A 23,148-nucleotide genomic window follows, 5' to 3' on the forward strand; every position below is an offset into this window, starting at 1 on the left:
AGGGTATTTGTCAAACGGAAAGGATCAGCGCAGCTTGAGCGTGGCGAGGCCGATCAGCGCGAGGATCAGGGCGATGATCCAGAAGCGGATGACGATCTGCGCCTCGCCCCAGCCCTTCTTCTCGAAATGATGGTGGATCGGGGCCATCAGGAACACCCGCTTGCCGGTGCGCTTGAAGTAGAGCACCTGGATGATGACCGACAGCGCCTCGACCACGAAGAGGCCGCCGACGATGGCCAGCACGATCTCGTGCTTGGTGGCGACGGCGATGGCGCCGAGCGCGCCGCCCAGGGCAAGGCTGCCGGTGTCGCCCATGAACACCGCGGCGGGCGGGGCGTTGTACCAGAGGAACCCGAGGCCGCCGCCGATCAGCGCGGCGACGAAGACCGCAAGCTCGCCGGTGCCGGGCACGAAATGCACGCCGAGGTAATTGGCGAAATTGGCGTTGCCGACCATATAGGCGATCACCGCGAAGCTGCCGGCGGCGATCATCACCGGCATGATGGCGAGCCCGTCGAGCCCGTCGGTCAGATTCACCGCATTGGCGGCGCCCAGGATCACCAGCACCGCGAAGGGAACGTAGAGCAGCCCGAGGTTGATCAGCGCATCCTTGAAGAAGGGCAGCGCCAATTCGCCGCTGAGGGCGGCCGGGTGCAGCCAGGCGGCGGCGGCTCCGGCGGCGGCGGCGATGCAGAGGCCGATCAGCAGCCGGACCTTGCCCGAGAGCCCGGCGTGGTGTTGCTTGGTGACCTTGGCGTAATCGTCGGCGAAGCCGATGGCGGCGAAGCCCAGGGTGACCAGCAGCACGATCCAGACATAGCCGTTGTCGAGCCGCGCCCAGAGCAGCGTGCCGACCACCAGCGCGGCGAGGATCAGCAGGCCGCCCATGGTCGGGGTGCCGGCCTTGGAGAAATGGTTCTGGGGCCCGTCGTCCCGGATCGGCTGGCCCTTCTTCTGCTTGCGGCGCAGAAGGTCGATCAGCGGCCGGCCGAAGAGGAAGCCGAAGACCAGCGCGGTGAAGAAGGCGCCGCCGGCCCGGAAGGTGATGTATCTGAAAAGGTTGAAAAAATCCCCGCCGTCAGAGAGGTTCGTGAGCCAATAGAGCATTACGCTGTCCTTTCGCCAGGCGCCGTGCTTTGGCGCGTCCGCCGCAGCGCGTCAACCACAGTCGAGACCCGCGAGGATTTGGAGCCCTTCACAAGCACGATATCGCCGGTCGCGACCAGCTCGCCGATACGCTCGGCCAGTTCGGCGGCGGTCTCGGCATGCACCCCGCGGCGGTTTTCCGGCAGCGCCTCGTGCAGCGCGCGCATGCGCGGGCCGGCGGTATGGACTAGGTCGACCGCCGCAATCGCGGGATCCTGCGCCATGCCGGCATGCATGGCGATCTCCTCCGGGCCCAGTTCCAGCATGTCGCCCAGGATCGCCACCCGCCGCCCGCCGGTCAGCCGCGCCAGCGTCGCAAGGCCGGCCGAGAGAGAGGTCGGGTTCGAGTTATAGGCGTCGTCGATCAGCCGGACGCCGGCCAGATCCTCGACCGCGCCCCGGCCCAGCGGCGGGTTCCAGTCCGCAAGATGCTTCGCCGCCGCGGCCAGATCGGCTCCGGCGGCCGACAGCGCGGCCAGCACGCCGACCGCATTCATCACGAAATGCGTGCCGGCGGTGGCGAGGGTTAGATCCACCGTCTCGCCCAGGATGCGGGCGCGGACCCGGGTGGCGCCGTCCACTGTCTCGGCCTTGACGGGCTTCGCCATGCCATGCTGGCCGAAACCGATCACCAGCGCCCCCGCCGCATCGGCGCAGTCGCGCAGGATCTGCGTCACCGCCAGGTCCTCGGGGATGATGGCATGGCCGGCGGGTTCCAGGCCGGCAAAGATCGCGCCCTTTTCGCGGGCGATGCCCTCGATGGCGCCGAAGGCTTCCAGATGCGCCGCTGCGACCGTGGTGATCATCGCGACATGCGGGCGGGCAAGGCGCGCCAGCGGCGCGATCTCGCCGGGGTGGTTCATGCCGATCTCGATGATGGCGAAATCGGTGTCTTCCGGCATCCGCGCCAGCGTCAGCGGAACGCCCCAGTGGTTGTTGTAGCTGGCCTCGGCGGCGTGGATATTGCCCTGCTCCGCCAGCGCGATGCGGGCCATTTCCTTGGTCGAGGTCTTGCCGACCGAGCCGGTGATGGCGATGACCCTGCCCTGCATCCGGGCGCGGCCGGCGCGGCCAAGATCCCCCAGCGCGGCCAGCACATCGGGGACGACCAGCAGCGGCGCGTTATCGGCCACGCCCTCGGGGATGCGGCTGACCAGCGCCGCGGCGGCGCCCTTGTCCAGCGCCCGGGCGACGAAGTCATGGCCGTCGCGCACATCCTTCAGCGCCACGAACAGGTCGCCCGGCTGCAGGGTGCGGGTGTCGATGGACACGCCCGTGATCACAAAATCGCGGGTGGCGCGGCCGCCAGTGGCCCGCGCAGCGGCGTCAGAGGTCCAGAGCGTCATATCTTGCCATCCAGCGCAGCGACGGCGACCGAGGCTTGTTCCGCATCATCGAAGGGATAGACGTCGCTTCCGATGATCTGGCCGGTCTCGTGGCCCTTGCCGGCGATCAGCAGCGCGTCGCCGGGTTGCAGGGCATCGACGCCGCGCAGGATCGCCTCGGCGCGGTCGCCGATCTCGACCGCATCGGGGCCGGCGCCGGCCATGACCTCGGCCCGGATCGCGGCCGGATCCTCGGAGCGGGGATTGTCGTCGGTGACATAGACCACGTCGGCAAAGGCGCGCGCCGCCTCGCCCATCAGCGGGCGCTTGAGTCGGTCACGGTCGCCGCCGGCGCCGAAGACCACGACGATGCGCCCCATGACATGCGGGCGCAGCGATTGCAGGGCCGAGGCCAGCGCCCCGGGCTTGTGGCTGTAATCGACGAAGACCGCCGCGCCATTGTCGCGCACCGCGGCCAGTTCCATGCGGCCGCGCACGGTGGTCAGGCCCGGCAGGGTCTCGATCACCCGGGCGGGCTCATCGCCGGCGGCGATGGCGAGGCCGGCGGCGGCCAGCACGTTCTCGGCTTGGAAGCCGCCGATCAGCGCCAGCCGGACCAGATGCGCCTGGCCGTGCCAGGAAAAGCGCAGGTCCTGCCCGGTCGCATCATAGCGCTGGCCCAGGATGCGCAGGTCGGCGCCCTCGGCCTTGCCGATGGTGGTCAGGTCCAGGCCACGTTCGCGCGCGATCTGCGCCATCTGTCGGCCGCGCGGGTCGTCGACATTGACCACCGCAGCAGAGCCTTCGTCCAGGATATGGTTGAAAAGCAGGGCCTTGGCGGCGAAATACTCGTCGAAGTTCTTGTGATAGTCCAGGTGGTCCTGGCTGAAATTGGTAAAGGCACCGGCCTTGAGCCGCACCCCGTCCAGCCGGCGCTGGTCGAGCCCGTGGCTCGATGCCTCCATCGCGGCATGGGTGACGCCCTCGGCGGCGGCCTCGGCCAGCACGCGGTGCAGGGTGATGGGCTCGGGCGTGGTATGGGCCAGCTTCGCCTGGTAATCGCCCTGCACGCCCATGGTGCCCAGGCTGATCGCCTTGTGCCCCAGCGCCTGCCAGATCTGCCGGGTGAAGGTGGCGACCGAGGTCTTGCCCGAGGTGCCGGTGACGGCGACCATGGTCTCGGGTTGGGCGGCGAACCACAGCGCGGCGGCGCCGGCCAGCGCGGCGCGCGGATCCTCGGCCACGACCAGCGCCGCATCCGCGCCGGCCAGTTCGGCCGCCGCGATCTCGGCGCCCTTGCGGTCGGTCAGGATCGCGCCCGCGCCCTGGCGCAAGGCGTATCGGATGAACTCGCCGCCATGCGTGGCCGAGCCCGGCAGCGCGGCGAACAGATGGCCGGGCCGAACCTGCCGCGAATCGACGGACAGTCCCGTCACCTGGGGGTCGCGCCCCTTGTCCCCCCGAAGCCCCAGAAGGGACAGCCGCATCACCCGTTCGGTCACGGAACCTCCGCTCATCAGTTCGAGACGAGCTTTAGCCCATCGGGCAAAGGCCGTTCAACCGTCGGCAATTCCGATTCGGTGGCCGGGCGCAGACCCAGCAGCGGCGCGACGCGGCGGATCACCTCGGCCGCGACCGGGGCCGAGGTCGCCCCCGCCGTGCGGCTTTCGCCGCCCGCGCCCATGGCCGAGGGCTCGTCCAGCGACAGCACCAGCACATAGCGCGGATTGCTGGCCGGGAAGACCGAGGCGAAGGTCGAGACCACCTTGTTGCCGTAATAGCCGCCGGTCGGGCGCGGCTTGTCGGCGGTGCCGGTCTTGCCCGCGACCTCGTAGCCCTCGACATTGGCGCTGCGGCCGCTGCCGCGGACCACCACCTGGCGCAGCATCTGCACGGCGATGCGCGCGGCCTCGGGCGACAGCACCTGCTCGCCCGCGCGCCGGCTGCGGTCGTAGATCAGCGTCGGCGTCACCCGCTTGCCGCCATTGGCGACGGTGGCATAGGCGGTGGCCAGGTGCAGCGGACTGGCCGCCAGGCCATGGCCGAAGGCCACGGTGGCCGAGGTCACCGCCGGCCAGCGCTTGGGCACCAGCGGCTTGCCGGTGGGCGCCTCGCTCATCTCGATCAGCGTCGGCTCGAAAAAGCCCAGCTTCTGCAGGAAATCCTTCTGCCGCTCGGCGCCCAGCAGCTGGGCCACGCGGACGGTGCCGACGTTCGAGGACTTCACGATGATGTCGGTGACCGAAAGCGTGCCGTAGTTGTGGCCCCGGAACTCGTTGATCAGGTATTTGCCGATCCGCATCGGCGCCTTGGCGTTGATCATCGTGGTCGGGCTGACCAGCTTCAGGTCCACGGCCTGCGCCACCGGGAAGATCTTGAAGGTCGAACCCAGCTCGTACTGGCCCTGCACCGCGCGGTTGAACAGCGGGCTGTCCGAGGGATCGCCCTTCAGCAACGGCCGCGGCCGGTCGTTGGGGTCGAAATCGGGCAGGCTGGCCATGGCGACGATCTCGCCGGTGCCGACCTCCATCAGGATGCCGGTGGCGCCCTTGGCGTTCATCACCCGCATGCCGTTCGACAGCACCTCCTCCATCGCCGCCTGCACGGTCAGGTCCAGCGACAGCGTCAGCGGCGCGCCGTCGTTGGCCGGGTCGCGCAGCCAGTGGTCGAATGCCTTCTCGACGCCGGCGACGCCCACCACCTCGGCGCTGGCCACATCCTCCTTGCCGAAGGTGGCGCCGCCCAGGATGTGGCTGGCGATGCGGCCGTTCGGATAAAGCCGCATCTCGCGCGGGCCGAACAGCAGCCCCGGCTCGCCGATGTCGTGGACGGCCTGCATCTGCTCGGGGCTGATCTTCTTCTTGATCCAGACGAAGGTGCGCTTGCCGGTGAAATCCTTGCGCAGCCTTTCGCGGTCGAGATCGGGAAAGATCTTGACCAGCGCCTTGGCCGCGCTCTCGGGATCGACCATCTGATGGGGATGGGCGTAAAGCGAATGCGTCAGCAGGTTCGTCGCCAGCACCCGGCCGTGGCGATCGATGATGTCGGCGCGCTGCGAGATGATCTGCGCGCCCGCGGCCTGCACCCGCGGCTCGGCCGGATGGGACGAGGCCAGCACGCCCATCTTGAGACCCACCGCGCCAAAGGCGACCGCGAAGGCGCAGGACATGAAGAACAGCCGGGTCCGGGCGCCGCCGCGCGCCTTTTCCTGGATCGCGGCATGCCTCTGGGCGCGGTTCTCGGCCTCGATGGCATCCGGATTCTCGCCTTTTTCGCGGGCGCGAAGGATGCGGGCCAGCGGGCGCAGCGGGGTGCGGATCATGGCGTGCTCTCCTGTGGTCGGCGCGGCGGATAGCCGGCGGGTCGTTCGGTCGGAATATCGGCGCCGGGCGGCGGCTCGGGGGCTTTCGGCGTGGGGAAAGCCACCTGCCCCACGTCCACGAACTGGTCCGAGCCGAAGGGCACCAGCTTCAGCTTGTCGAAATTCAGGTCCACCAGCTGGCGCAGGCGCCCGGGCCGGTTCAGATAGGCCCATTCGGCGCGCAGGACGCCCAGGTCCTCGCGCAGTCGGCCGATCTGGCGCTGGATGTCGGACATCTCGCTGATCGCGGATTGGGTGCGGTAATTCTCGCGATAGGCCCAGAAGGCCAGGCCCATGACGACCAGCGTGGTCAGCAGATACAGCACCGAGCGCATCACGCCCCCCTTTCGTCGAGGCGGGGCAGGCCCAGCGCCTCGGGATCGACGCGGCCGGCCGGCGATTCGGTGCGGATGCCGACCCGCAACAGGGCCGAGCGCGAACGCGGGTTCACCGCCAGCTCCTGCTCGTCCGGGCCGATGGCGCGGCGGAAGGGCAGCGTAAAGGCGGCCTCGGTCCGTTGGGTTTCGGGCGCATAGCGGCTGCCGCCGCCGGCGCTGTTCGAGCGCGCCTGCATGAAGCGCTTGACGATGCGGTCCTCAAGCGAATGGAAGCTGACAACGGCCAGCTTGCCGCCCGGCCGCAGCGCGCGCTCTGCCGCCGCCAGCCCGGCGACCAGCTGGCCGAATTCGTCGTTGACCCAGATGCGGATCGCCTGGAAGGCGCGGGTCGAGGGGTGGCTTTGCCCCGGCTTGGCGCGCGGCAGGCAGCCGGCGACGATGTCGGACAGTTGCCCGGTGCGGCTCAGCGGCCGCGCCGCCACGATGGCCTTGGCGATGCGGCGCGAGGCGCGCTCCTCGCCGTAAAGGTAAAGCACGTCGGCGATGACCTGCTCGGGCGCGGTGTTCAGCAGATCGGCCGCCGTCGGCCCGTCGCCGCCCATGCGCATGTCCAAGGGGCCGTCGCGCAGGAACGAGAACCCGCGCTCGGGCTGGTCGAGCTGCATCGAGCTGACGCCCAGGTCCAGCACCACGCCGTCGACCGGCCCGCCGGCCAGCGTGTCGAGGTCCGAGAAGGTGCCCTGAACCAGCCGCAGCCGGTCGCCGTATTCGCCGGCCCAGACCGCGGCCATGCGGAAGACGCTGGGATCGCGGTCGATGCCGATGACCTGCGTGGCGCCCTGCTCCAGCAGGCCGCGGGCATAGCCGCCCGCGCCGAAGGTGCCGTCGACCCAGGTGCCCCCGACAGGCGCAACGGCCCGCAACAGCGGGCCAAGCAGGACGGGGATATGCGGATCGGGCACCATCTATCCCTCCTCCCTCGCGCCTTCCCTGGCCGCCGGGGCCAGCAGCGACAGCGGATCGGCGCCGGGCTCCAGATCGGGGACGCGGGCTTCCAGCGCGCGCTCTTCCTCGGCATAGGCTTCGGGGGTCCAGACCTTCAGGCTGTCGCCGGCCGAGATGAAGAAGGCGCTGTCGGTCAGGCCGATCTTCTCGCGCAGCTTCTGCGGCAGGACCAGGCGGCCGTCGCCGTCGATCTCGGCCTCGTCGGCATGGCCCTGATAGATGTTTTCCAGCAGGTTGCGCTCGGCCGAGCCGCGCGGCATCCTGGCGATGCCGTCCTCGATCTCTTCCATGGCGTCGATGGTGAAGAGTTGCAGCCAGTTCCAGTTGCGGGTGCCGTAGACGATGACCAGTTGCGCACGCTTGCCGGCCTGCCAGTCGGGATCGGAGGCTTCAAAGACGCGGCGGAACTTGGCCGGGATGGAAACGCGGCCCTTCGCGTCCACCTTGACCTCTTCCGACCCTCTGAACCGGCGTGCCAACGGCGCGCCCTCCTTTCACTGTCCCGGCCTTTTCGGTTTGCCCGAAAAGGAAAGGGCGGATCGGGCTGCTGCCACTGCCCGATCCGCCGCCCTCGTTCCCATCTCTGGGCCCCGTAGTTTCGGGGATCGCGCCCTGCGTTCCGCGCCACCTGGGGGAGGTGCTGCTCGCGCGCCGCAGAGGCCGTTTTCGGAAGCGGGTTGCCTGTATGAAGCCTGCTTGTCGCCTTGGGGTCTTGCTGCCCCTCATGCCCGTCTCCGTGAGGAAGGGATGCCATGGGAATTTATGGGAGGCAATGGATTTCTGGCCGGACGCGATGGGATCGGCGGCGCTCCGCGTGTGAACGCGGCGCGAACAAATTCACACCGCCGCGATTCGTCGGGAAGGTATCGGGGGTAGAGACTGCCGCGACCACTACATCTGGTATTTCTACAACTGTGGCAAATAAATCCCAGGAATTCCCAGAATCGACATCGGCGCCCGCAAGGGGCGCCGATTCCGCCGCAAGCGGCTCTCTGTCTCTGCGTAGTTCTGCCTATATCACGGGGCCTCACGGCGCGGTGATTCGTAGCCGAGCCCGTTTTCCCGTGAATTCCCGGTCCACGTTCCCGCGCTTTCCCAGACGCGGGACGCCGGCCGCAGAATCAGGCCATGCCGCCGCCGATCATCCGATCGGCCAGTCTGGCGAAGGCATCGGCCACCGGCCCCTCGCCGGCCGCGACGGGCGTGCCGGCATCCCCGGCCAGCCGCACCTCGAGGTTCAGGGGAATCTCGCCCAGGAAGGGCAGGTTCAGCTTGGCGGCCTCGGCCGCGACGCCGCCATGGCCGAAGAGATGCGCCTCGTGTCCGCAATTCGGGCAGATATAGGTGGACATGTTCTCGACCAGCCCCAGCACCGGGGTCTTGAGCTTGTCGAACATGTCGATGGCGCGGCGGGCGTCGATCAGCGCCACGTCCTGCGGCGTCGAGACGATGATCGCCCCCGTCACCTGCGCCTTCTGGCACAGCGACAGCTGCACGTCCCCGGTTCCGGGCGGCAGATCCACAAGCAGCACGTCCAACTCGCCCCATTTCACCTGGTTCAGCATCTGCTGCAACGCGCCCATCAGCATCGGGCCGCGCCAGACCACGGCCTCGCCTTCCTTCATCATCAGCCCCAGCGACATGACGGTGACGCCATGGGCGTGCAGCGGCTGGATCATCTCGCCGTCGTTGGTCAGGCGCTGCCCGCCCAAGCCCAGCATCCGCGGCTGCGAGGGACCGTATATATCGGCGTCCAGCAACCCGACCCGGCGCCCCTTGCGCGCCAGCGCCACGGCGAGGTTCGAGGTCAGGGTCGATTTCCCCACCCCGCCCTTGCCCGAGCCGATGGCGACGATCCGGGCCACGCCGCTGACCGGCGCCGGCCCGGCCTGGGGCGTCGGATGGCGGCCGATGGTCAGATTCGGCGGCGGCGCCGCGGCGGCACCCGAGCGGGCCGTGACCTGCGGCTGCGCCCCGCGCGGCCCGGCGGGGGCGGTGGTGACGATCTGCACCTTCTCGACCCCCGGCAGGGCCGACAGCAGGCGCTGCGCCTCGGCCTCGACGGGCGCCAATTCGCGCGCGCCGGCGGCGTCGGCCGCCTCGATGACGAATCGGACCACGCCCGATTCCACGTTCAGAGCCCGCACCATATCGCGCGAAACCAGGGTTCCACCCCCGGGGAGCGCGATCCGCGCCAGCTCGTCGAGCACACGTTCCCGTGAAATCGTCATGGCAACCCCCTTTTGCAGCCGCGGCAGAATGGCAATTCGGGCCGGGCTCGGCAAGCAGGGACAAACGCACATTCAGACCTAAGTGGCTGTGACCCCGCGTAAAATACGACCATTCCGCTCGCGCATCGCCGCCAACCTTGTAAAAATGGCTGAAAATTTTAAGAAATATTAACGATTTGCGACAGGGTTCCCTGATCAGCCATGCCGTTTCTGCATAGCAGCATAGCGCCATCGTGCATTGTGCAGTTGCAGCAAACGCGCCATGTTGGCTCTAACAGCGCACCGGGCAAGACCGCAAAGCGAAAGCAAGCGAACCCCGACGCGCCATCCGCAAGACGAAAGAGTGTATGAAATGGCTGTTCTCGATCTGATTCATGGCGGTGTCCACCGCAATACGGCCGGCAACGGCTCGATCGCGAAATTCGTGGCCGCTATCCGTGAGACCCTGGCCCGCCGTTCGGTGTATCGCCAGACCCTGCGCGAGCTGAACCAACTGTCCAACCGCGATCTGGCCGACCTCGGCCTGCACCGCGCCAACATCCCCAGCGTGGCCCGCCAGGCCGCCTACGGGACCAGATAAAGGCATAGAACACCCGACCCACTCCTCCTCCCTTGGGTCCGGGTTCAGGCGGCATCCTCCCTCCTCCTCCCTGAGGATGCCGCCGATCAGATACGATGAAGCCCCCTCCTCCCTGGGCTTCGCGTTCCGGCGGCTCCCTCTCCTCCTCCCTGGGGATGCCGCCACCCCATACGGCGGGTCCCCTCCTCCTCCCTGGGTCCCGCGGTTCCGGCGGCCGCCTCTCTCCTCCTCCCGGAGGCGCCGCCAAACCGATACGGCGAAGCCCCTCCTCCTCCCTGGGCTTCCCGGTTCCGGCGGCACCCCTCTCCTCCTCCCTGGGGGTGCCGCCAAAATGCCGCCGCAAGGCGGCACGGAATACGATGGTCCTCTCCTCCTCCCTGGGACCGTCGGATCGCGGTAATGGCGTCCTCCTCCCTGCCATTGCCGCACCCCATACGCGGCCCCTCCTCCTCCCTGGGCCAGCGTTGCGCGGCGGTGCCCCCTCCTCCTCCCTGGGCACCGCCGCTTTTCATTTCCGGGGTCGGGGTATAGGGGGAAATCATGTTGTCCTATCAGCACGCCTATCACGCCGGGAACCTGGCGGACCTGCACAAGCATGCGCTGCTGGCGTCGATGCTGGCCTATCTGACCGCCAAGCCGAAGCAGCTGTCCTATCTGGAAACCCATGCCGGGCGCGGGCTTTACGACCTGGCCGGCGCGGAATCGGAAAAGACGGGCGAGGCGGCGGCCGGCATCACCCGCGCGCTGTCCGAAAACTGGCTGCCGGCGGATCACCCCTTGCGGCAGGCGCTGGACGCGGTGCGCGCCCGCCACGGCGCCAACGCCTATCCCGGCTCGCCGCTGATCGCGCGGCATTTCCTGCGTCCGGGCGACGAGGCGCATCTGGCGGAACTGCACCCGGCCGAGCACCAGGCTCTGGCCCGGGTCGCCGGTTTCGCGCATCTGCACCGGCAGGACGGCTTCCAGATGGCGCAGGCGATATGTCCGCCCACGCCGCGGCGGGGGCTACTGCTGATCGATCCCAGCTATGAGGTCAAGGCGGACTATGACGCCATTCCGCCCCAGATCGCCAAGCTGGCGCGCAAGTGGAACGTGGGCGTGATCGCGCTATGGTATCCGGTGCTGACCGACCTGCGCCACGCGGCGATGGTCGAGACCCTGCGGCGCGATCATCCCGAAGCGCTGGTTTCGGAGGTGCGGTTCCCGCCGGCCCGACCGGGACACGGCATGGTCGGCTCGGGCATGGTCGTGCTGAACCCGCCCTACGGGCTGGACGAGGAAGCCCGGCGAATCGCGGCACTGTTCTAGCAGGCCGCCGAAAAATCACCGCGAGCGGTGCACGCTCGGCCATAAACAGAAACTTCGTCTCGAATCGTCTGAAAATGTTCTGGTCCCGGCGGGCCCTTGTCAGGCCAAGAGCGATTTTCCGTCCCGGCAAGCGCTCAGAACATTTTTTCAGCAGCGTTCTGGGGCTGCGGGGGAGGACCCGCCCTGTCCGCCTGTTCCCCCGGGCTAACCGCGCCGGAAAGAAGCCGGCCAGCGGCCAAGGCCGCGGCAAGGCGACGGTCCAGGGCGTCCTCGGGACCCCGCCCCCCCGGCCGGAAGCGCAGGCGAAAGGCGGCGAGCCGCGCCGGGTGGTCCGGATAGCCGATGCGGGTCAGGCTTTCGGCCAGCGGCCGGTCCTCGCCCGCCGGGCCGGGCCAGATCGCCAGGCCTTGCAGGGCCAGGCGCCGCCAGTCGAAGCGGGGACCGGGGTCGATCTTGCGCCCGGGCGCCAGGTCGGAATGGGCGATCACGCCCTCGGGGCCGATCGACCAGCGCGCCAGGATGCCGCGCAGCAGCCGCTCCAGCGCCGCCATCTGCGGCTCGGGAAAGGGCCTGTCGCCGGGGTTGGCCAGCTCGATGCCGATGCTGCGGGAATTCACGTCGTCGCACCCCTGCCAGGACCCCGCGCCGGCATGCCAGGCGCGGCGGTCTTCGGGAACCAGCGCCTCGGTGGCGCCGGCCTCGTCGATCAGCCAGTGCGCGCTGACCTCGGTCGCGGGGTCGCAAAGCCGGGCGCGGGCCGCGGGCGCGTCCGCCATGCCGGTGTAATGGATCACCACCAGCGCGGGGGTCTGCCCGCGCCGGTCGCCGTGATTGGGCGACAGGCTCAAAGCCGGGATTGACGATAGGGGCGCGGGTCCCAGCCGCAGACGAAGCCGTCGCCGTCCGGGTCCAGCCCGCGCGGGTCGATCACCGGCCCGCCGGCGGCGATGAAGGCGGTCTGCGCCGCGTTCACGCTGGGAAACGCCAGGCAGGCCCGCGCCGCCGCATTGGCCGAAACACCCGAGCGCGGGTATTTCGTCTGGCCCGGGTTCTGGCTTTCCTGATGCGCATAGCGCACCAGCACCGGCGTCGCGCCGCTGGCCGCAACCGGCGCCGCCGTCGCTGGCCGGGCCGTCACTGGCCGGGTCGTCACGGTCATCTGACCGGGCTTTTTCGCGGGCACCCCGGCAATCTCGGCGGCAGTCGGCGCCCGCACCGGCAGTTGCACCGGAATCGCGTCCGGAACCGGGCCGCGGCCGTGCAGCGCCTGCTCGCGCTGCTGCAGATATTCCGCATAGCGCGAGCCGTTGTGCATGGCGCTGTAATTCGGGTTCCAGCCCGTGTTCTCGCCGCAGGCAGCCAGCGCCAGCAGCGGGGCAAGGCCCAGGATCGCCAGGTTCCGCATCGGTCTCTCCCGTTTGAAGCCGGTCACCACCAGCGCGAGGGTTTCGCCGCGAAGCCTGCCGCAGATTCGAGGCTCTGCGCAAGGTTCAACAGATTGCCCTCGTCCCAGGGCCGCCCGATCAGCTGCATCCCAAGCGGCAGGCCCTGCCCGTCCAGCCCGACCGGCACCGAGATCCCGGGCAGCCCGGCCAGGTTCACCGTCACGGTGAAGACGTCGTTGAGATACATCTCGACCGGGTCCTTGCCCGCCATCTCGCCCAGGCCGAAGGCGGCGCTGGGGGTGGCGGGGGTCAGGATGGCGTCGATGCCCTCGGCGAAGGCTTGGTCGAAGTCGCGCTTGATCAGCGCGCGGACCTTGCGAGCGCGGTTGTAATAGGCGTCGTAGAAACCCGCCGACAGCACATAGGTGCCGACCATGATGCGGCGCTGCACCTCGGGGCCGAACCCCTCGGCGCGGGTCTTTTCATACATCTCGACAATGCCGTCGCCGGCGCCCAGCTTGGCGCGGCGGCCGTAGCGCACCCCGTCATAGCGCGCCAGGTTCGAGGAGGCCTCGGCCGGGGCGATGACGTAATAGGCCGGCAGCGCATATCTTGTATGCGGCAGGCTGATGTCTACAATTTCCGCGCCGGCATCGCGCAGCATCTCGGCCGCTTGACGCCAAAGCGCGTCGATCTGGTCCGACAGGCCCTCCATGCGGTATTCGCGTGGGATGCCGATCCTGCGGCCGCGGATGTCGCCGGTCAGCGCGGCCTCGTAATCGGGCACCTCACGCTCGGCACTGGTCGAATCCTTGGGATCGACCGAGGCCATGGCGCCCAGCATGATCGCCGCATCGCGCACCGATTTCGTCATCGGCCCGGCTTGGTCCAGCGAGCTGGCGAAAGCGATCACGCCCCAGCGGCTGACCCGGCCATAGGTCGGCTTCAGCCCGACGATGCCGGTAAAGGCCGCGGGCTGGCGGATCGAGCCGCCGGTGTCGGTTCCGGTCGCAGCCAGGCACAGATCCGCCGCCACCGCCGCCGCCGACCCGCCGGACGAGCCGCCGGGCGTCAGCTGACGGTCGTCCACCTTCCACGGGTTGACGACCGGGCCGTAGCAGGCGCTTTCGTTCGAGGAACCCATGGCGAATTCGTCCATGCTGAGCTTGCCCAGCATGACCGCGCCCGCGTCCCACAGATTCTGCGTCACCGTCGATTCATATTGCGGCAGAAAGCCGTCGAGGATGCGGCTGGCCGCCTGCGAGGGCACGCCCTTGGTGCAGAACAGGTCCTTGATGCCCAGAGGAATCCCGCACATGGCGGGCGCGTCGCCGGCCGCCAGCCGCTTGTCGGCATCGGCGGCCATCGCGCGCGCCTGGTCGGGCGTGCCATGGCTATAGGCGTTCAACGCGCCGGCGGCCTCGATGGCGTCCAGGCAGGCCCCGGTCAGCTCGGCCGCGGTGAAATCGCCCTTGCGCAGCCCGTCGCGGGCGGCCGAGATGGTCAGTTCGTTCAGCGCGCTCATTCCACCACCTTCGGTACGGCAAAGAAGCCCTCGCGCGCGTCGGGCGCGTTCTTCAGGATCAGGTCCTGCATCTCGCCGTCGGTGACGATATCCTGGCGGCGCTTGAGACGCATGGGCTCGACGCCGGTCATCGGCTCGACGCCATCGACATCGACCTCGTTCAGCTGTTCCATGAAATGCAGGATGCCGTTCAATTCCTGCGCCAATGCGGGCAGGTCGGCGTCCTTGACCGCAATCCGCGCCAGATGCGCGACCTTGCGGGCTTCGTCCTCGGTGATCGCCATGAGAGGCTCCTTTCGCTTGGCCGAGGGTTTACCGCCGCCGCCCGAAGGGGGCAAGCACCAGCGCAGGCGGAACTTTACCCGCGCGGCCCGGCTTGGCAGGATGCGCGCACCCAGCAGAAGGAGCCTTCGCATGAAACTGACCTGGCTTGGCCATTCCGGCTTTCGGCTTGAAATCGAGCAGGCGGTGATCCTGATCGACCCCTGGCTGTCGGGCAACCCGATGTTCCCGCAGGACCGCCGCGCCGAGGCCATCGCCGGCGCCACCCATGTCCTGATCACCCATGGCCACGGCGACCATACCGGCGACACCCTGGCCATCGCGCGCGAGCTGAAGATCCCGGTGGTGGGCATCTACGACCTGATCTCGACCTGGCAGATGCATCAGGGGATCGAGGGGATCGGCTACAACAAGGGCGGCACCGTCGATCTGGGCGGGGCCAAGGTGACGATGGTGAACGCCAGCCATTCCTCGTCCATGGAGGGCAACGAGGGCCCGATCTATGCCGGCCACGAATCGGGCTACATGATCGCGGGCGAAGGCCATGTGATCTATGTCTCGGGCGACACCGACATCATGGCCGACATGGCCTGGATGGGCGAATATCACCGCCCGGACATCGGCATCCTCTGCGCCGGCGGGCATTTCACCATGGACATGCAGCGCGCGGCCTGGGCGGCGCGCAAGTATTTCGACTTCAGGACCGTGATCCCCTGCCATTACCGCACCTTCCCGCTGCTGGCGCAGAACGCGGAAGAGTTGAAGGCCGCCCTGCCCGGCGTCGAGGTGATCGAACCCGAGGTGATGCAGCCGATCCCGATCCCGGCCCGGGGCTAGCCGCGTCGGGGGGCGGTCACAGGCCTGTCGGCTCGCGCGGGGCGAAGATCTCGACCAGCAGCGGATGGCAGCGGGCGCCGCGCCCCGAGGGACCGGCGCCGCAATCGCCGCCCGGACAGGCAGAAAGCGCACAGATCAGCTCGATCTCGGCCAGGAATTCGACATGGTCGCCGGGCTGCACCGGGCTGGGTTTGGTGAAATAGCGGCCGGTATCGCGGGTGAAGCCGCTGCATCGGAACAGGTGCAGCACATCCTGCGCCGGCAGCGCGACCGTCGCCGGCTCCTGCGCCGCTGGGGCTTTGCGCCCGCGTCCCGGCAGGGGCTGGGCGCCGCAGCAGGGCCCGGTCACGTCATGGACCGAGCCGCCCTGCGGATCGATCCCATACCAGTCCAGCGTATCGCCGGTGACGGTGGCCAGCGGGCGCGGAATCGGGCAACCCGACCACAGGCGATGGCCGCGGGTCAGGTGCATCCCGTGACGCGCCCGGGTCCGGTCGGCGCACAGCCGTTTCCGCGGATCCTCGGCCGACCACAGGTTCAGGTCGCCCACCTGCGCGCCGTGCAGGCTGGTGACGCGGAAAAAATGCTGTGCCGGAATGTGAAAGCGACGCTCGTCCCCTGCCGGCACCAGGCATTCGCCGGTCTTGCGCACCATTCCCCGGGCAGCCGCCAGCGCGGCAAGGTCGGGTTCGGGGGCGGCAGCGTTGTCCTGCGGAGGGCCGACCTCCGGCGACGGGGTTCGGTCTTGGACGGCGTCGAGGGCGATCTTGCGGCTCATCGTCCCGATCCTACCCGTTCGCCGCCGCTTGGCAACGCGCCGGATCGCCGCAGCACCGCGGCCGCCCCGGAAATGCGAGGCGCGGCCCGCAAGCCGCGCCGAGTGACCCTGGACGGGCGAGGGACCGCGAATGTCACGCGGCCAGGCGGCTGTCGGCTTTTTCCAACGGCATCGGATCGAAGCTGAAATAGCCGTACATCTGTTCCAGAACGGCCAGCGCCTGCTGTTTGGCCGCGACCCCGGCAGAACGCAGCGCGGCGGGGCGGTTCTTGCTGTCAGCGTTGGTTGTCATCTTTTGTCTCCAGAGTAGACATCAGTTGCTCCCCGCAGAAAAGATAACGCCGCACCGCAGAAAAATCCAGTTCTGCGACGCGGCGTCATTCGTATGCGATGGCATACCGGCCATGACCTGCATGCAGGTCAGACGATGCGGTCCACCATCATGTGCTTGATCGAGGCGATGGCTTTGGCCGGGTTCAGCCCCTTCGGGCAGGTGTTGGTGCAGTTCATGATGGTGTGGCAGCGATACAGCTTGAACGGGTCCTCAAGCGAATCCAGCCGCTCGCCCGTCGCCTCGTCGCGCGAATCGATGATCCAGCGATAGGCGTGCAGCAGCGCGGCCGGCCCCAGGTAGCGGTCGCCGTTCCACCAGTAGCTGGGACAGGCGGTCGAGCACGACGCGCACATCACGCATTCATAAAGCCCGTCCAGCTTCTTGCGGTCCTCGATCGACTGGCGCCATTCCTTGTCGGGGGTCGGTGTCTCGGTGATCAGATAGGGCTGCACCGAGGCGTGCTGGGCATAGAAATGCGTCAGGTCGGGGATCAGGTCCTTGACCACCGGCATATGCGGCAGCGGATAGATGTTCACGTCCTTGGAGGTCACCTCGTCGATGCCGAAGATGCAGGCGAGATGGTTGCCGCCGTCGATGTTCATCGCGCAGGAACCGCAGATGCCCTCGCGGCACGAGCGGCGGAAAGTCAGGGTCGGGTCGATCTCGTTCTTGATCTTTATCAGCGCGTCCAGGATCATCGGCCCGCATTTGTCCAGGTCGATGAAATAGGTGTCGACCCGCGGGTTTTCCCCGGTGTCCGGATCCCAGCGATAGATGTTGAAGCGGCGGACGTTCTTGGCGCCCTCGGGCTTGGGCCAGGTCTTGCCGACCCGCATGCGGCTGTTCTTGGGAAGGGTAAGTTGGACCATTGGGTGACTCTCCTGGTGGTCAGTCCGGCATCTTGCGACGGGCCGTCATGCGGTTGGCTTGGGCAAAGGGCGTCACGTCGCCCTCCAGCCCGGCTGGTCGTAGAGCGGCCGCCGGGGCATCTGGCCCGAGCGGCGCTGCACGCATTCCTGAAAGACCTGCGACGGATCGCGGCCCATGATATAGTCCGAGGACAGGCCGACCTGAACGAAGCCGCCGCGGGCGCCGTGCGAGCCGACGCCCACGCCCATCTCGGTGCGCGGCCCGCGCGCGTCGCGGGCATCGCTCATGCAGGCGCGCTCGGCCTGCTCGACGGGGATCGGCGCGCAAGCCGCCAGTCCCAGCAAGGCCGGGACCAGAAGCATCTGCGCGCCGCCGCGCATCAGGCGGTCCGCTTGGCCGCGGCCGCGGCGCCGGCGATGCATTGCGAGGTCGCCGGACGGCCGACGATGGCCGCGACGGCGCCGCTGGCATTGGCGCTGTCGGCGATGCTGGCCAGTTCGGCCGTGGTCGCGTTCGACATCACGCAATCGGTATAGGGCGCGACATTGGCGCCGGGCAGGCGCCGGGCCATCTCGCGGTTCACGACCACGCGGGCCGAGGAGCGGACGGCCGCATCCGGCGACGGCCCGGCAACCGGCGGCAGCGGAGCCGGCCCCGGCGCCATGCCCGGGTTCTGGACCACGCAGCCGGACAGGGCCAGCGCGGCGGCGGTAAGGATCAGGGGAAGACGCATCAATAAACCCTCGCTTTGGGTGCGATCTTTTTCAGGTCGATCCCGCCCTCGTCCTGGGTGGTCAGGGGGTCAAGATGAACGGGCCGATAGGCCAGTCTAACATGGTTGCCTTCGACCCAGGCAAGCGAGTGCTTGCGCCAGTTGGCATCATCCCGCTCGGGCCAGTCCTCATGCGCATGGGCGCCGCGGCTTTCCTTGCGCGCCTCGGCCGCGACGATGGTGGCCAGGGCGTTCGGCATCAGGTTGGTCAGCTCCAGCGTCTCCATCAGGTCGCTGTTCCAGATCAGGCTGCGGTCGGTGACCTTGACGTCGTTCAGCTTGGCGGCGATCGCCTCCATCTTCTGGGCGCCCTCGGCCAAGGTCTTGTCGGTGCGGAACACCGCCGCGTCGGCCTGCATGGTGCGCTGCATTTCCAGCCGCAGTTCCGCCGTCGGCACCGAGCCGTTGGCGTTGCGGATGCGGTCGAAGCGGTCGAGGATCGCGTCCACCGCCGGCTTGTTCACCAGCGGGATCGGCGCGGCGCGGTCGACCACCTCGGCCGCGCGGATCGCCGCGGCCCGGCCGAAGACCACGAGGTCGATCAGCGAGTTCGAGCCCAGACGGTTCGCGCCATGGACCGAGGCGCAGCCGGCCTCGCCCACCGCCATCAGGCCGGGGAAGACCGCGTCCGGGTTTTCCTCGGTCGGGTTCAGCACCTCGCCCCAATAGTTGGTCGGGATGCCGCCCATGTTGTAATGCACGGTCGGCAGGATCGGGATCGGCTCGCGCGTCACATCCACGCCGGCGAAGATGCGGGCGGATTCGCTGATCCCCGGCAGGCGCTCGGCCAGGCTTTCCGGCGGCAAGTGCTGCAGGTTCAGGAACATGTGGTCCTTGTGCTCGCCCACGCCGCGGCCCTCGCGGATCTCCAGCGTGATGCAGCGCGACACCACATCGCGCGAGGCCAGGTCCTTGTAGGTCGGGGCATAGCGTTCCATGAACCGCTCGCCTTCCGAGTTGGTCAGGTAGCCGCCCTCGCCGCGCGCGCCCTCGGTGATCAGGCAGCCCGAGCCGTAGATGCCGGTCGGGTGGAACTGCACGAATTCCATGTCCTGCAAGGGCAGGCCCGCGCGCGCCACCATGCCGCCGCCGTCGCCGGTGCAGGTATGGGCCGAGGTCGCGCTGAAATAGGCGCGGCCATAGCCGCCGGTCGCCAGCACCACCATCTTGGCGTTGAAGACATGCATGGTGCCGTCGTCCAGCTTCCAGCAGACCACGCCGGTGCAGGCGCCGTCGGTGATCACCAGATCCAGCGCGAAATATTCGATGAAGAACTCGGCCTTTTCCTTCAGCGACTGGCCGTAAAGCGTGTGCAGGATGGCGTGGCCGGTGCGGTCGGCGGCGGCGCAGGTGCGCTGCACCGGCGGGCCCTCGCCGAATTCGGTGGTGTGGCCGCCGAAGGGGCGCTGGTAGATCTTGCCCTCTTCGGTGCGGCTGAACGGGACGCCGTAATGCTCCAGTTCATAGACCGCCTTCGGGGCCTCGCGCGCCAGGTATTCCATGGCGTCGGTGTCGCCCAGCCAGTCCGAGCCCTTGACGGTGTCATACATGTGCCACTGCCAGTTGTCGGGGCCCATGTTCGACAGGCTGGCGGCGATGCCGCCCTGGGCCGCGACGGTATGCGAGCGGGTCGGGAACACCTTGGTCACGCAGGCGGTGCGCAGCCCCTGCTCGGCCATGCCCAGCGTCGCGCGCAGGCCCGCGCCGCCGGCGCCGACCACCACGACATCGTAATCATGCGTATGGATCTTGTAATCAGCCATGGCGGAACCTCAAAGCACGACGATCGCGCCCAGACCCATGCGGGCCAGCGCGTAGACGGCGCAGGCGACGACCGCCCAGCCGAAGATGACGGAGAAGATGATCGCGCCCTTGCGCACGGCACCGTGGAAATAGTCGTCGATCATGATGCGGGTGCCCTTGATGAAATGCACCATGCCCACGATGACGAACAGCGCGGTGATCAGCGCCGGCAGCGGCCGGCCGAAATAGGCGACCAGTTCGGGATGCGGCAGGCCGATGGCGCGGGCGACGACGATCATGAACAGCGGCGTCAGCACGGTCAGCGCGACGGCGGAAACGGTCATGGCCCAGTGGTGCTGGGTGCCCTCATGGGCGGAACCCAGCCCCTCGGCGGCTTTCAGCGGAGTGATATAGCGCATGGTCCCGGCCCTCAGAAAGCGAAGAAGATGATCAGGGTCAGCACCGCCAGCACCACCGAGCCGGCGATGATCGCCTGGCTGGACTTGCGGGCCTCGTCGATCTCGAGCCCGTAGCCGGCGTCGTAGAACAGGTGCCGCAGCCCGGCGAGCAGGTGATACCACAGCGCCCACATCGCGCCGGTCAGCACGATGAAGCCCAGCCAGGACCGCACCACCCAGTCGGCACAGGCGAAGGCGCCGGGCGAGGTGACGGCGGCGACCAGCCACCAGACGATCAGCAGGATGCCGGCCACCAGCGCGTGGCCGGTGATGCGGGTCAGGATCGAGGTGATGGCGGCGATGGGCAGGCGATAGACCTGCAGATGCGGCGACAGCGGTCTGTTGCCCCGGTTGACGTCAGCCATGATGCGCTCTCCTGCGTTCAGGGGCCCTCGGTGCGCGGCGGCTGGCGGCGAGGGCTGGCCGAGAATTTGGGTCTGTTTCTAGTCGTCTTGTCGCATCTGTCACGGGTCGAAACCAGATGAAACGCTGAATATCACAAATTTCCGGGCTTTGTGATCACGCACTTGGGTCATGTGATCACAGCCTTGCGCTCGCTAGCGCTAACGGGTGCGGCGGCCGGCGGCGCCATGCAGAATCTCCTGTAATTCCGTCTGTTTTCCTGGGTTATGGAAATCCGCTTGACGCCGCGCCCTTCCGGTGACAGTTTTCCGCTGCCCATCGGGCCGTAAGCGTCTCACGTCAGGCAACGCCTGTTGTCGATCGTGAGGATTCATCATGTCCACCATGGGCACTCTCCCTCTTCGCAAACTTCCTTCCCGCTACGCCGGGATCATCATGCCGCTGCTTCTGTCGGTGCTGATGACCTTTGTCGTCTCGGGCATTTCCACCCTGCGCATCCTCGGACCCGGGATGGCCTTCCTGCGGGCCTGGCCCTTCAACTGGGCCATGTCCTGGGCCATCGCCTTCCCGACCCTGCTGGCGGTGCTGCCGATGGTGCGGCGGCTGACCTCGGCGCTGGTGCAGCCACCGCGGCCGGCAGCCTAGGCCGGGGCCCAGGGGCCGCGCGCTGCGGCCCCGCCCGCCGACTCAGACCGGGATCAGCGCCCAATAGTCCAGATCCAGCAGAACCTCGGGGGCGTATTTCCCCTCGGCGTTCTTCAGCCTGTGATCGCCCGCACCGCCCTTGTGCGCCACCAGCCGCAGCCGCAGAGCACCGACCCCCGGCACCGCGGTTTCGGCCTTGTCCAGCACCTCGGACCAGGCGCGGACGGTGTCGCCGGCAAAGCAGGGATTGGCATGGGCGCCGCCGTTCAACGCCACGATCATCTGCGCATTGGCCAGCCCGTTGAAGGACAGCGCCCGCGCCATCGAAATCACGTGGCCGCCATAGATCAGCCGGCGGCCGTCCTCGCGCGCGGTCACGTCGAAATGCACCTTGGCGGTGTTCTGCCACAGGCGCGTGGCCAGCATATGCTCGGCCTCCTCGACGGTGACGCCGTCGACATGGTCGATGATCTCGCCCACCGCGTAGTCGCCCCAGCGATGCGGCTCGCCCGCCAGATCGAAGTCGTAATCGCTGAAATCCAGCCCCTCGGGGATCACCAGATCGGCCGGGGCCACGACCCGGGCCAGGTCGGGCACCACCGCTTCGGGCGCCGGGCTGGCGGCGTCGCGCTTGCGGACCATGACCCAGCGGACGAATTCCAGCACCACCTCGCCCACCTGGTTGATGCCACGGGTGCGGACATAGAGCACGCCGGACTTGCCGTTCGAGTTCTCCTTGAGGCCGATCACCTCGGATTCCGAACGCAGCGTATCGCCCGGCCAGACCGGCAGCAGCCAGCGGCCCTCGGCATAGCCCAGATTGGCGATGGCGTTCAGGCTGATGTCGGGGACGGTCTTGCCGAAGACGGTGTGAAAGGCGATCAGGTCGTCCATGGGGCTGCCCTCCAGCCCGCAATTCGCCGCGAAATCGTCCGAGGAATACAGCGCGTGCCGCGCCGGATAGAGCGCGTGGTAAAGCGCGCGCTCGCCCTCGGCCACCGTGCGCGGCACGGCGTGGCGGATCACCTGGCCGATGCGGTAATCCTCGAAGAAGCGGCCCGGATTGGTCTTGCTCATTGTTGTCCCAGTTTCATCTCGGGGTGGTATTCGGCGTCGATCCGTTTGGTGACCGCCTGGGCGCAGCGCATCACGCCGCGCGCGGCGTCGAAGGCATAGGCGGGGGCGCCGTGCAGTTCCCACCCTTTGGACAGCGCCGCGCTGACCTTGTGGCAGAAGGCCGAGGTGTCATCCTCGGTCAGCAGGCGATAGATCACCGGCATGGCGTCAGCCTCCGAACGGGTTGTAGCCCAGCCAGCGATGGATCAGCCCCACCACCAGCAGGACGACCAGGGCGCCGACCACCGCCATGACCTCCTTGCGGGCCGGGAACGGGCCGGCGGGCGGAGTCCAGCGCGGCTCGGCGCGGTTGATGACCGCCATCTCGACCAGCGCCCACAGCAGCAGCCCGCCGAACAGGACGAAGCTGGGCAGGTCGCCGTTCGGCAGCAGATGCGCGAAGGCCCAAAGCGCGAAGCCGGTCAGCTGCGGATGCCGCAGCCGCGCGGTGACGCGGGTCTTCATCCCGTCCGCCGCGAACAGATAGAAGGCGACCAGCACCAACAGGTTGTTGATGCCCTTCAGCGGCGCGGTGGCGCCCCACCAATACGGCCCGTCGGCCAGGCGATAGCCGAAGATCATCAGCAGCACCGACAGGCCCAGCAGCCCGGCCACGCCGCCGCGCCCCAGCCGGGTGCGCAGGCCGGGGGCCAGCCTTTTGAGCAGATGCGCGGCCCACCACAACGCCACGCCAAGGATCAGGATCAACATCTGGCTTCCTCCGCTGGATGTGAACGGTTCTCACG

The 23,148-nt window shown here is 68.3% G+C and carries 27 protein-coding genes; 4 read left to right on the top strand and 23 right to left on the bottom strand.

The window, feature by feature from the left end:
- Positions 1–24: 24 nt before the first annotated feature.
- The 8 genes from mraY to JCM7685_RS12750 all read right to left on the bottom strand — a co-directional run bounded on the left by mraY (position 25) and on the right by JCM7685_RS12750 (position 9,406).
- The gene (gene mraY / locus JCM7685_RS12715) at positions 25–1,107 is read right to left on the bottom strand and encodes a phospho-N-acetylmuramoyl-pentapeptide-transferase (protein WP_074968677.1); all 1,083 of its coding nucleotides are present in this window, start codon (positions 1,105–1,107) and stop codon (positions 25–27) included.
- Positions 1,107–2,492 (bottom strand): UDP-N-acetylmuramoyl-tripeptide--D-alanyl-D-alanine ligase, encoded by a 1,386-nt coding sequence (locus tag JCM7685_RS12720; RefSeq protein WP_074968676.1) that lies wholly within the window; start codon positions 2,490–2,492, stop codon positions 1,107–1,109. Before JCM7685_RS12720 ends, mraY begins: the two co-directional genes overlap by 1 nt.
- The gene (locus JCM7685_RS12725; RefSeq protein ID WP_408634312.1) at positions 2,489–3,988 is read right to left on the bottom strand and encodes a UDP-N-acetylmuramoyl-L-alanyl-D-glutamate--2,6-diaminopimelate ligase; all 1,500 of its coding nucleotides are present in this window, start codon (positions 3,986–3,988) and stop codon (positions 2,489–2,491) included. The genes JCM7685_RS12720 and JCM7685_RS12725 overlap by 4 nt, the downstream gene beginning before the upstream one ends.
- Positions 3,988–5,793 carry a peptidoglycan D,D-transpeptidase FtsI family protein gene (locus JCM7685_RS12730; RefSeq protein WP_074968674.1) on the bottom strand — a complete coding sequence of 602 codons (1,806 nt, stop codon included), beginning with the start codon at positions 5,791–5,793 and terminating at the stop codon, positions 3,988–3,990. The genes JCM7685_RS12725 and JCM7685_RS12730 overlap by 1 nt, the downstream gene beginning before the upstream one ends.
- Positions 5,790–6,167 (bottom strand): cell division protein FtsL, encoded by a 378-nt coding sequence (ftsL, locus tag JCM7685_RS12735; RefSeq protein WP_074968672.1) that lies wholly within the window; start codon positions 6,165–6,167, stop codon positions 5,790–5,792. The genes JCM7685_RS12730 and ftsL overlap by 4 nt, the downstream gene beginning before the upstream one ends.
- Positions 6,167–7,135: a 16S rRNA (cytosine(1402)-N(4))-methyltransferase RsmH gene (rsmH, locus tag JCM7685_RS12740; protein ID WP_074968670.1), complete on the bottom strand. Its 969-nt coding sequence runs from the start codon at positions 7,133–7,135 to the stop codon at positions 6,167–6,169. The genes ftsL and rsmH overlap by 1 nt, the downstream gene beginning before the upstream one ends.
- Entirely contained in the window at positions 7,136–7,654 is a 519-nt protein-coding gene (mraZ, locus tag JCM7685_RS12745) for a division/cell wall cluster transcriptional repressor MraZ (RefSeq protein WP_074968668.1), read from the bottom strand.
- A gap of 642 nt (positions 7,655–8,296) precedes the next feature.
- Positions 8,297–9,406: an Mrp/NBP35 family ATP-binding protein gene (locus JCM7685_RS12750; protein ID WP_074968666.1), complete on the bottom strand. Its 1,110-nt coding sequence runs from the start codon at positions 9,404–9,406 to the stop codon at positions 8,297–8,299.
- 352 nt (positions 9,407–9,758) lie between these two features.
- Between JCM7685_RS12750 and JCM7685_RS12755 the strand changes: the two genes are divergently transcribed.
- Together JCM7685_RS12755 and rlmJ are read left to right on the top strand one after the other, a co-directional pair.
- Complete coding sequence (locus JCM7685_RS12755; protein WP_074968664.1) at positions 9,759–9,986, top strand: DUF1127 domain-containing protein; 228 nt, start codon at positions 9,759–9,761, stop codon at positions 9,984–9,986.
- A 540-nt stretch (positions 9,987–10,526) separates the two neighbouring features.
- Positions 10,527–11,294, top strand: coding sequence for a 23S rRNA (adenine(2030)-N(6))-methyltransferase RlmJ (rlmJ, locus tag JCM7685_RS12760; protein WP_074968662.1), 768 nt, complete (start codon positions 10,527–10,529; stop codon positions 11,292–11,294).
- Positions 11,295–11,428: 134 nt separating this feature from the next.
- Here the strand turns inward: rlmJ and JCM7685_RS12765 are convergent, their stop codons facing one another.
- Genes JCM7685_RS12765 through gatC form a run of 4 tightly spaced genes read right to left on the bottom strand, consistent with a single transcriptional unit; the run spans position 11,429 to position 14,488 of the window.
- The gene (locus JCM7685_RS12765; protein ID WP_083412791.1) at positions 11,429–12,142 is read right to left on the bottom strand and encodes an N-acetylmuramoyl-L-alanine amidase; all 714 of its coding nucleotides are present in this window, start codon (positions 12,140–12,142) and stop codon (positions 11,429–11,431) included.
- The gene (locus JCM7685_RS12770; RefSeq protein WP_074968660.1) at positions 12,139–12,699 is read right to left on the bottom strand and encodes a hypothetical protein; all 561 of its coding nucleotides are present in this window, start codon (positions 12,697–12,699) and stop codon (positions 12,139–12,141) included. The genes JCM7685_RS12765 and JCM7685_RS12770 overlap by 4 nt, the downstream gene beginning before the upstream one ends.
- 23 nt (positions 12,700–12,722) lie before the next feature.
- Positions 12,723–14,204 carry an Asp-tRNA(Asn)/Glu-tRNA(Gln) amidotransferase subunit GatA gene (gene gatA, locus JCM7685_RS12775; protein ID WP_074968658.1) on the bottom strand — a complete coding sequence of 494 codons (1,482 nt, stop codon included), beginning with the start codon at positions 14,202–14,204 and terminating at the stop codon, positions 12,723–12,725.
- On the bottom strand, positions 14,201–14,488 hold the full coding sequence (gatC, locus tag JCM7685_RS12780) for an Asp-tRNA(Asn)/Glu-tRNA(Gln) amidotransferase subunit GatC (RefSeq protein WP_074968656.1): 288 nt from the start codon (positions 14,486–14,488) through the stop codon (positions 14,201–14,203). Before gatC ends, gatA begins: the two co-directional genes overlap by 4 nt.
- Before the next feature lie 130 nt (positions 14,489–14,618).
- On the opposite strand from gatC, the gene JCM7685_RS12785 reads away from it, so the two are divergent.
- Positions 14,619–15,323 (top strand): metal-dependent hydrolase, encoded by a 705-nt coding sequence (locus tag JCM7685_RS12785; RefSeq protein WP_074968654.1) that lies wholly within the window; start codon positions 14,619–14,621, stop codon positions 15,321–15,323.
- A gap of 16 nt (positions 15,324–15,339) precedes the next feature.
- Here JCM7685_RS12785 and JCM7685_RS12790 read toward each other — a convergent pair whose 3' ends face one another.
- The 8 genes from JCM7685_RS12790 to sdhC all read right to left on the bottom strand — a co-directional run bounded on the left by JCM7685_RS12790 (position 15,340) and on the right by sdhC (position 20,643).
- A complete protein-coding gene (locus tag JCM7685_RS12790) occupies positions 15,340–16,101 on the bottom strand; it encodes an urea carboxylase-associated family protein (RefSeq protein ID WP_074968652.1) in 762 nt (253 codons plus the stop codon).
- A gap of 133 nt (positions 16,102–16,234) precedes the next feature.
- Positions 16,235–16,393, bottom strand: coding sequence for a hypothetical protein (locus JCM7685_RS19905; RefSeq protein ID WP_170848941.1), 159 nt, complete (start codon positions 16,391–16,393; stop codon positions 16,235–16,237).
- Positions 16,394–16,521: 128 nt separating this feature from the next.
- A complete protein-coding gene (locus JCM7685_RS12795; RefSeq protein ID WP_074968650.1) occupies positions 16,522–17,304 on the bottom strand; it encodes a succinate dehydrogenase iron-sulfur subunit in 783 nt (260 codons plus the stop codon).
- Positions 17,305–17,376: 72 nt separating this feature from the next.
- On the bottom strand, positions 17,377–17,685 hold the full coding sequence (locus JCM7685_RS12800) for a hypothetical protein (protein WP_074968693.1): 309 nt from the start codon (positions 17,683–17,685) through the stop codon (positions 17,377–17,379).
- Positions 17,685–18,038, bottom strand: coding sequence for a hypothetical protein (locus JCM7685_RS12805; RefSeq protein WP_074968648.1), 354 nt, complete (start codon positions 18,036–18,038; stop codon positions 17,685–17,687). Before JCM7685_RS12805 ends, JCM7685_RS12800 begins: the two co-directional genes overlap by 1 nt.
- The gene (gene sdhA / locus JCM7685_RS12810) at positions 18,038–19,840 is read right to left on the bottom strand and encodes a succinate dehydrogenase flavoprotein subunit (protein ID WP_074968646.1); all 1,803 of its coding nucleotides are present in this window, start codon (positions 19,838–19,840) and stop codon (positions 18,038–18,040) included. The genes JCM7685_RS12805 and sdhA overlap by 1 nt, the downstream gene beginning before the upstream one ends.
- Positions 19,841–19,849: 9 nt before the next feature.
- Positions 19,850–20,239, bottom strand: a complete 390-nt coding sequence (sdhD, locus tag JCM7685_RS12815) for a succinate dehydrogenase, hydrophobic membrane anchor protein (RefSeq protein ID WP_074968644.1) — start codon at positions 20,237–20,239, stop codon at positions 19,850–19,852.
- A gap of 11 nt (positions 20,240–20,250) precedes the next feature.
- Entirely contained in the window at positions 20,251–20,643 is a 393-nt protein-coding gene (gene sdhC / locus JCM7685_RS12820; RefSeq protein ID WP_074968642.1) for a succinate dehydrogenase, cytochrome b556 subunit, read from the bottom strand.
- 433 nt (positions 20,644–21,076) lie between these two features.
- Here sdhC and JCM7685_RS12825 point away from each other — a divergent pair, with 433 nt between their 5' ends.
- Positions 21,077–21,286 carry a DUF2798 domain-containing protein gene (locus JCM7685_RS12825; RefSeq protein WP_231964635.1) on the top strand — a complete coding sequence of 70 codons (210 nt, stop codon included), beginning with the start codon at positions 21,077–21,079 and terminating at the stop codon, positions 21,284–21,286.
- Between the two features lie 42 nt (positions 21,287–21,328).
- On the opposite strand, the gene JCM7685_RS12830 is transcribed toward JCM7685_RS12825, so the two are convergent.
- Genes JCM7685_RS12830 through JCM7685_RS12840 form a run of 3 tightly spaced genes read right to left on the bottom strand, consistent with a single transcriptional unit; the run spans position 21,329 to position 23,113 of the window.
- The gene (locus JCM7685_RS12830; protein ID WP_074968638.1) at positions 21,329–22,363 is read right to left on the bottom strand and encodes a MaoC family dehydratase; all 1,035 of its coding nucleotides are present in this window, start codon (positions 22,361–22,363) and stop codon (positions 21,329–21,331) included.
- Positions 22,360–22,566, bottom strand: coding sequence for a DUF1737 domain-containing protein (locus JCM7685_RS12835; RefSeq protein WP_074968636.1), 207 nt, complete (start codon positions 22,564–22,566; stop codon positions 22,360–22,362). Before JCM7685_RS12835 ends, JCM7685_RS12830 begins: the two co-directional genes overlap by 4 nt.
- A 4-nt stretch (positions 22,567–22,570) precedes the next feature.
- Complete coding sequence (locus JCM7685_RS12840) at positions 22,571–23,113, bottom strand: NnrU family protein (RefSeq protein ID WP_074968634.1); 543 nt, start codon at positions 23,111–23,113, stop codon at positions 22,571–22,573.
- Between the last annotated feature and the right edge of the window lie 35 nt (positions 23,114–23,148).

It is taken from the genome of Paracoccus aminovorans (genome assembly GCF_900005615.1).
GTDB classification, from domain to species: domain Bacteria; phylum Pseudomonadota; class Alphaproteobacteria; order Rhodobacterales; family Rhodobacteraceae; genus Paracoccus; species Paracoccus aminovorans.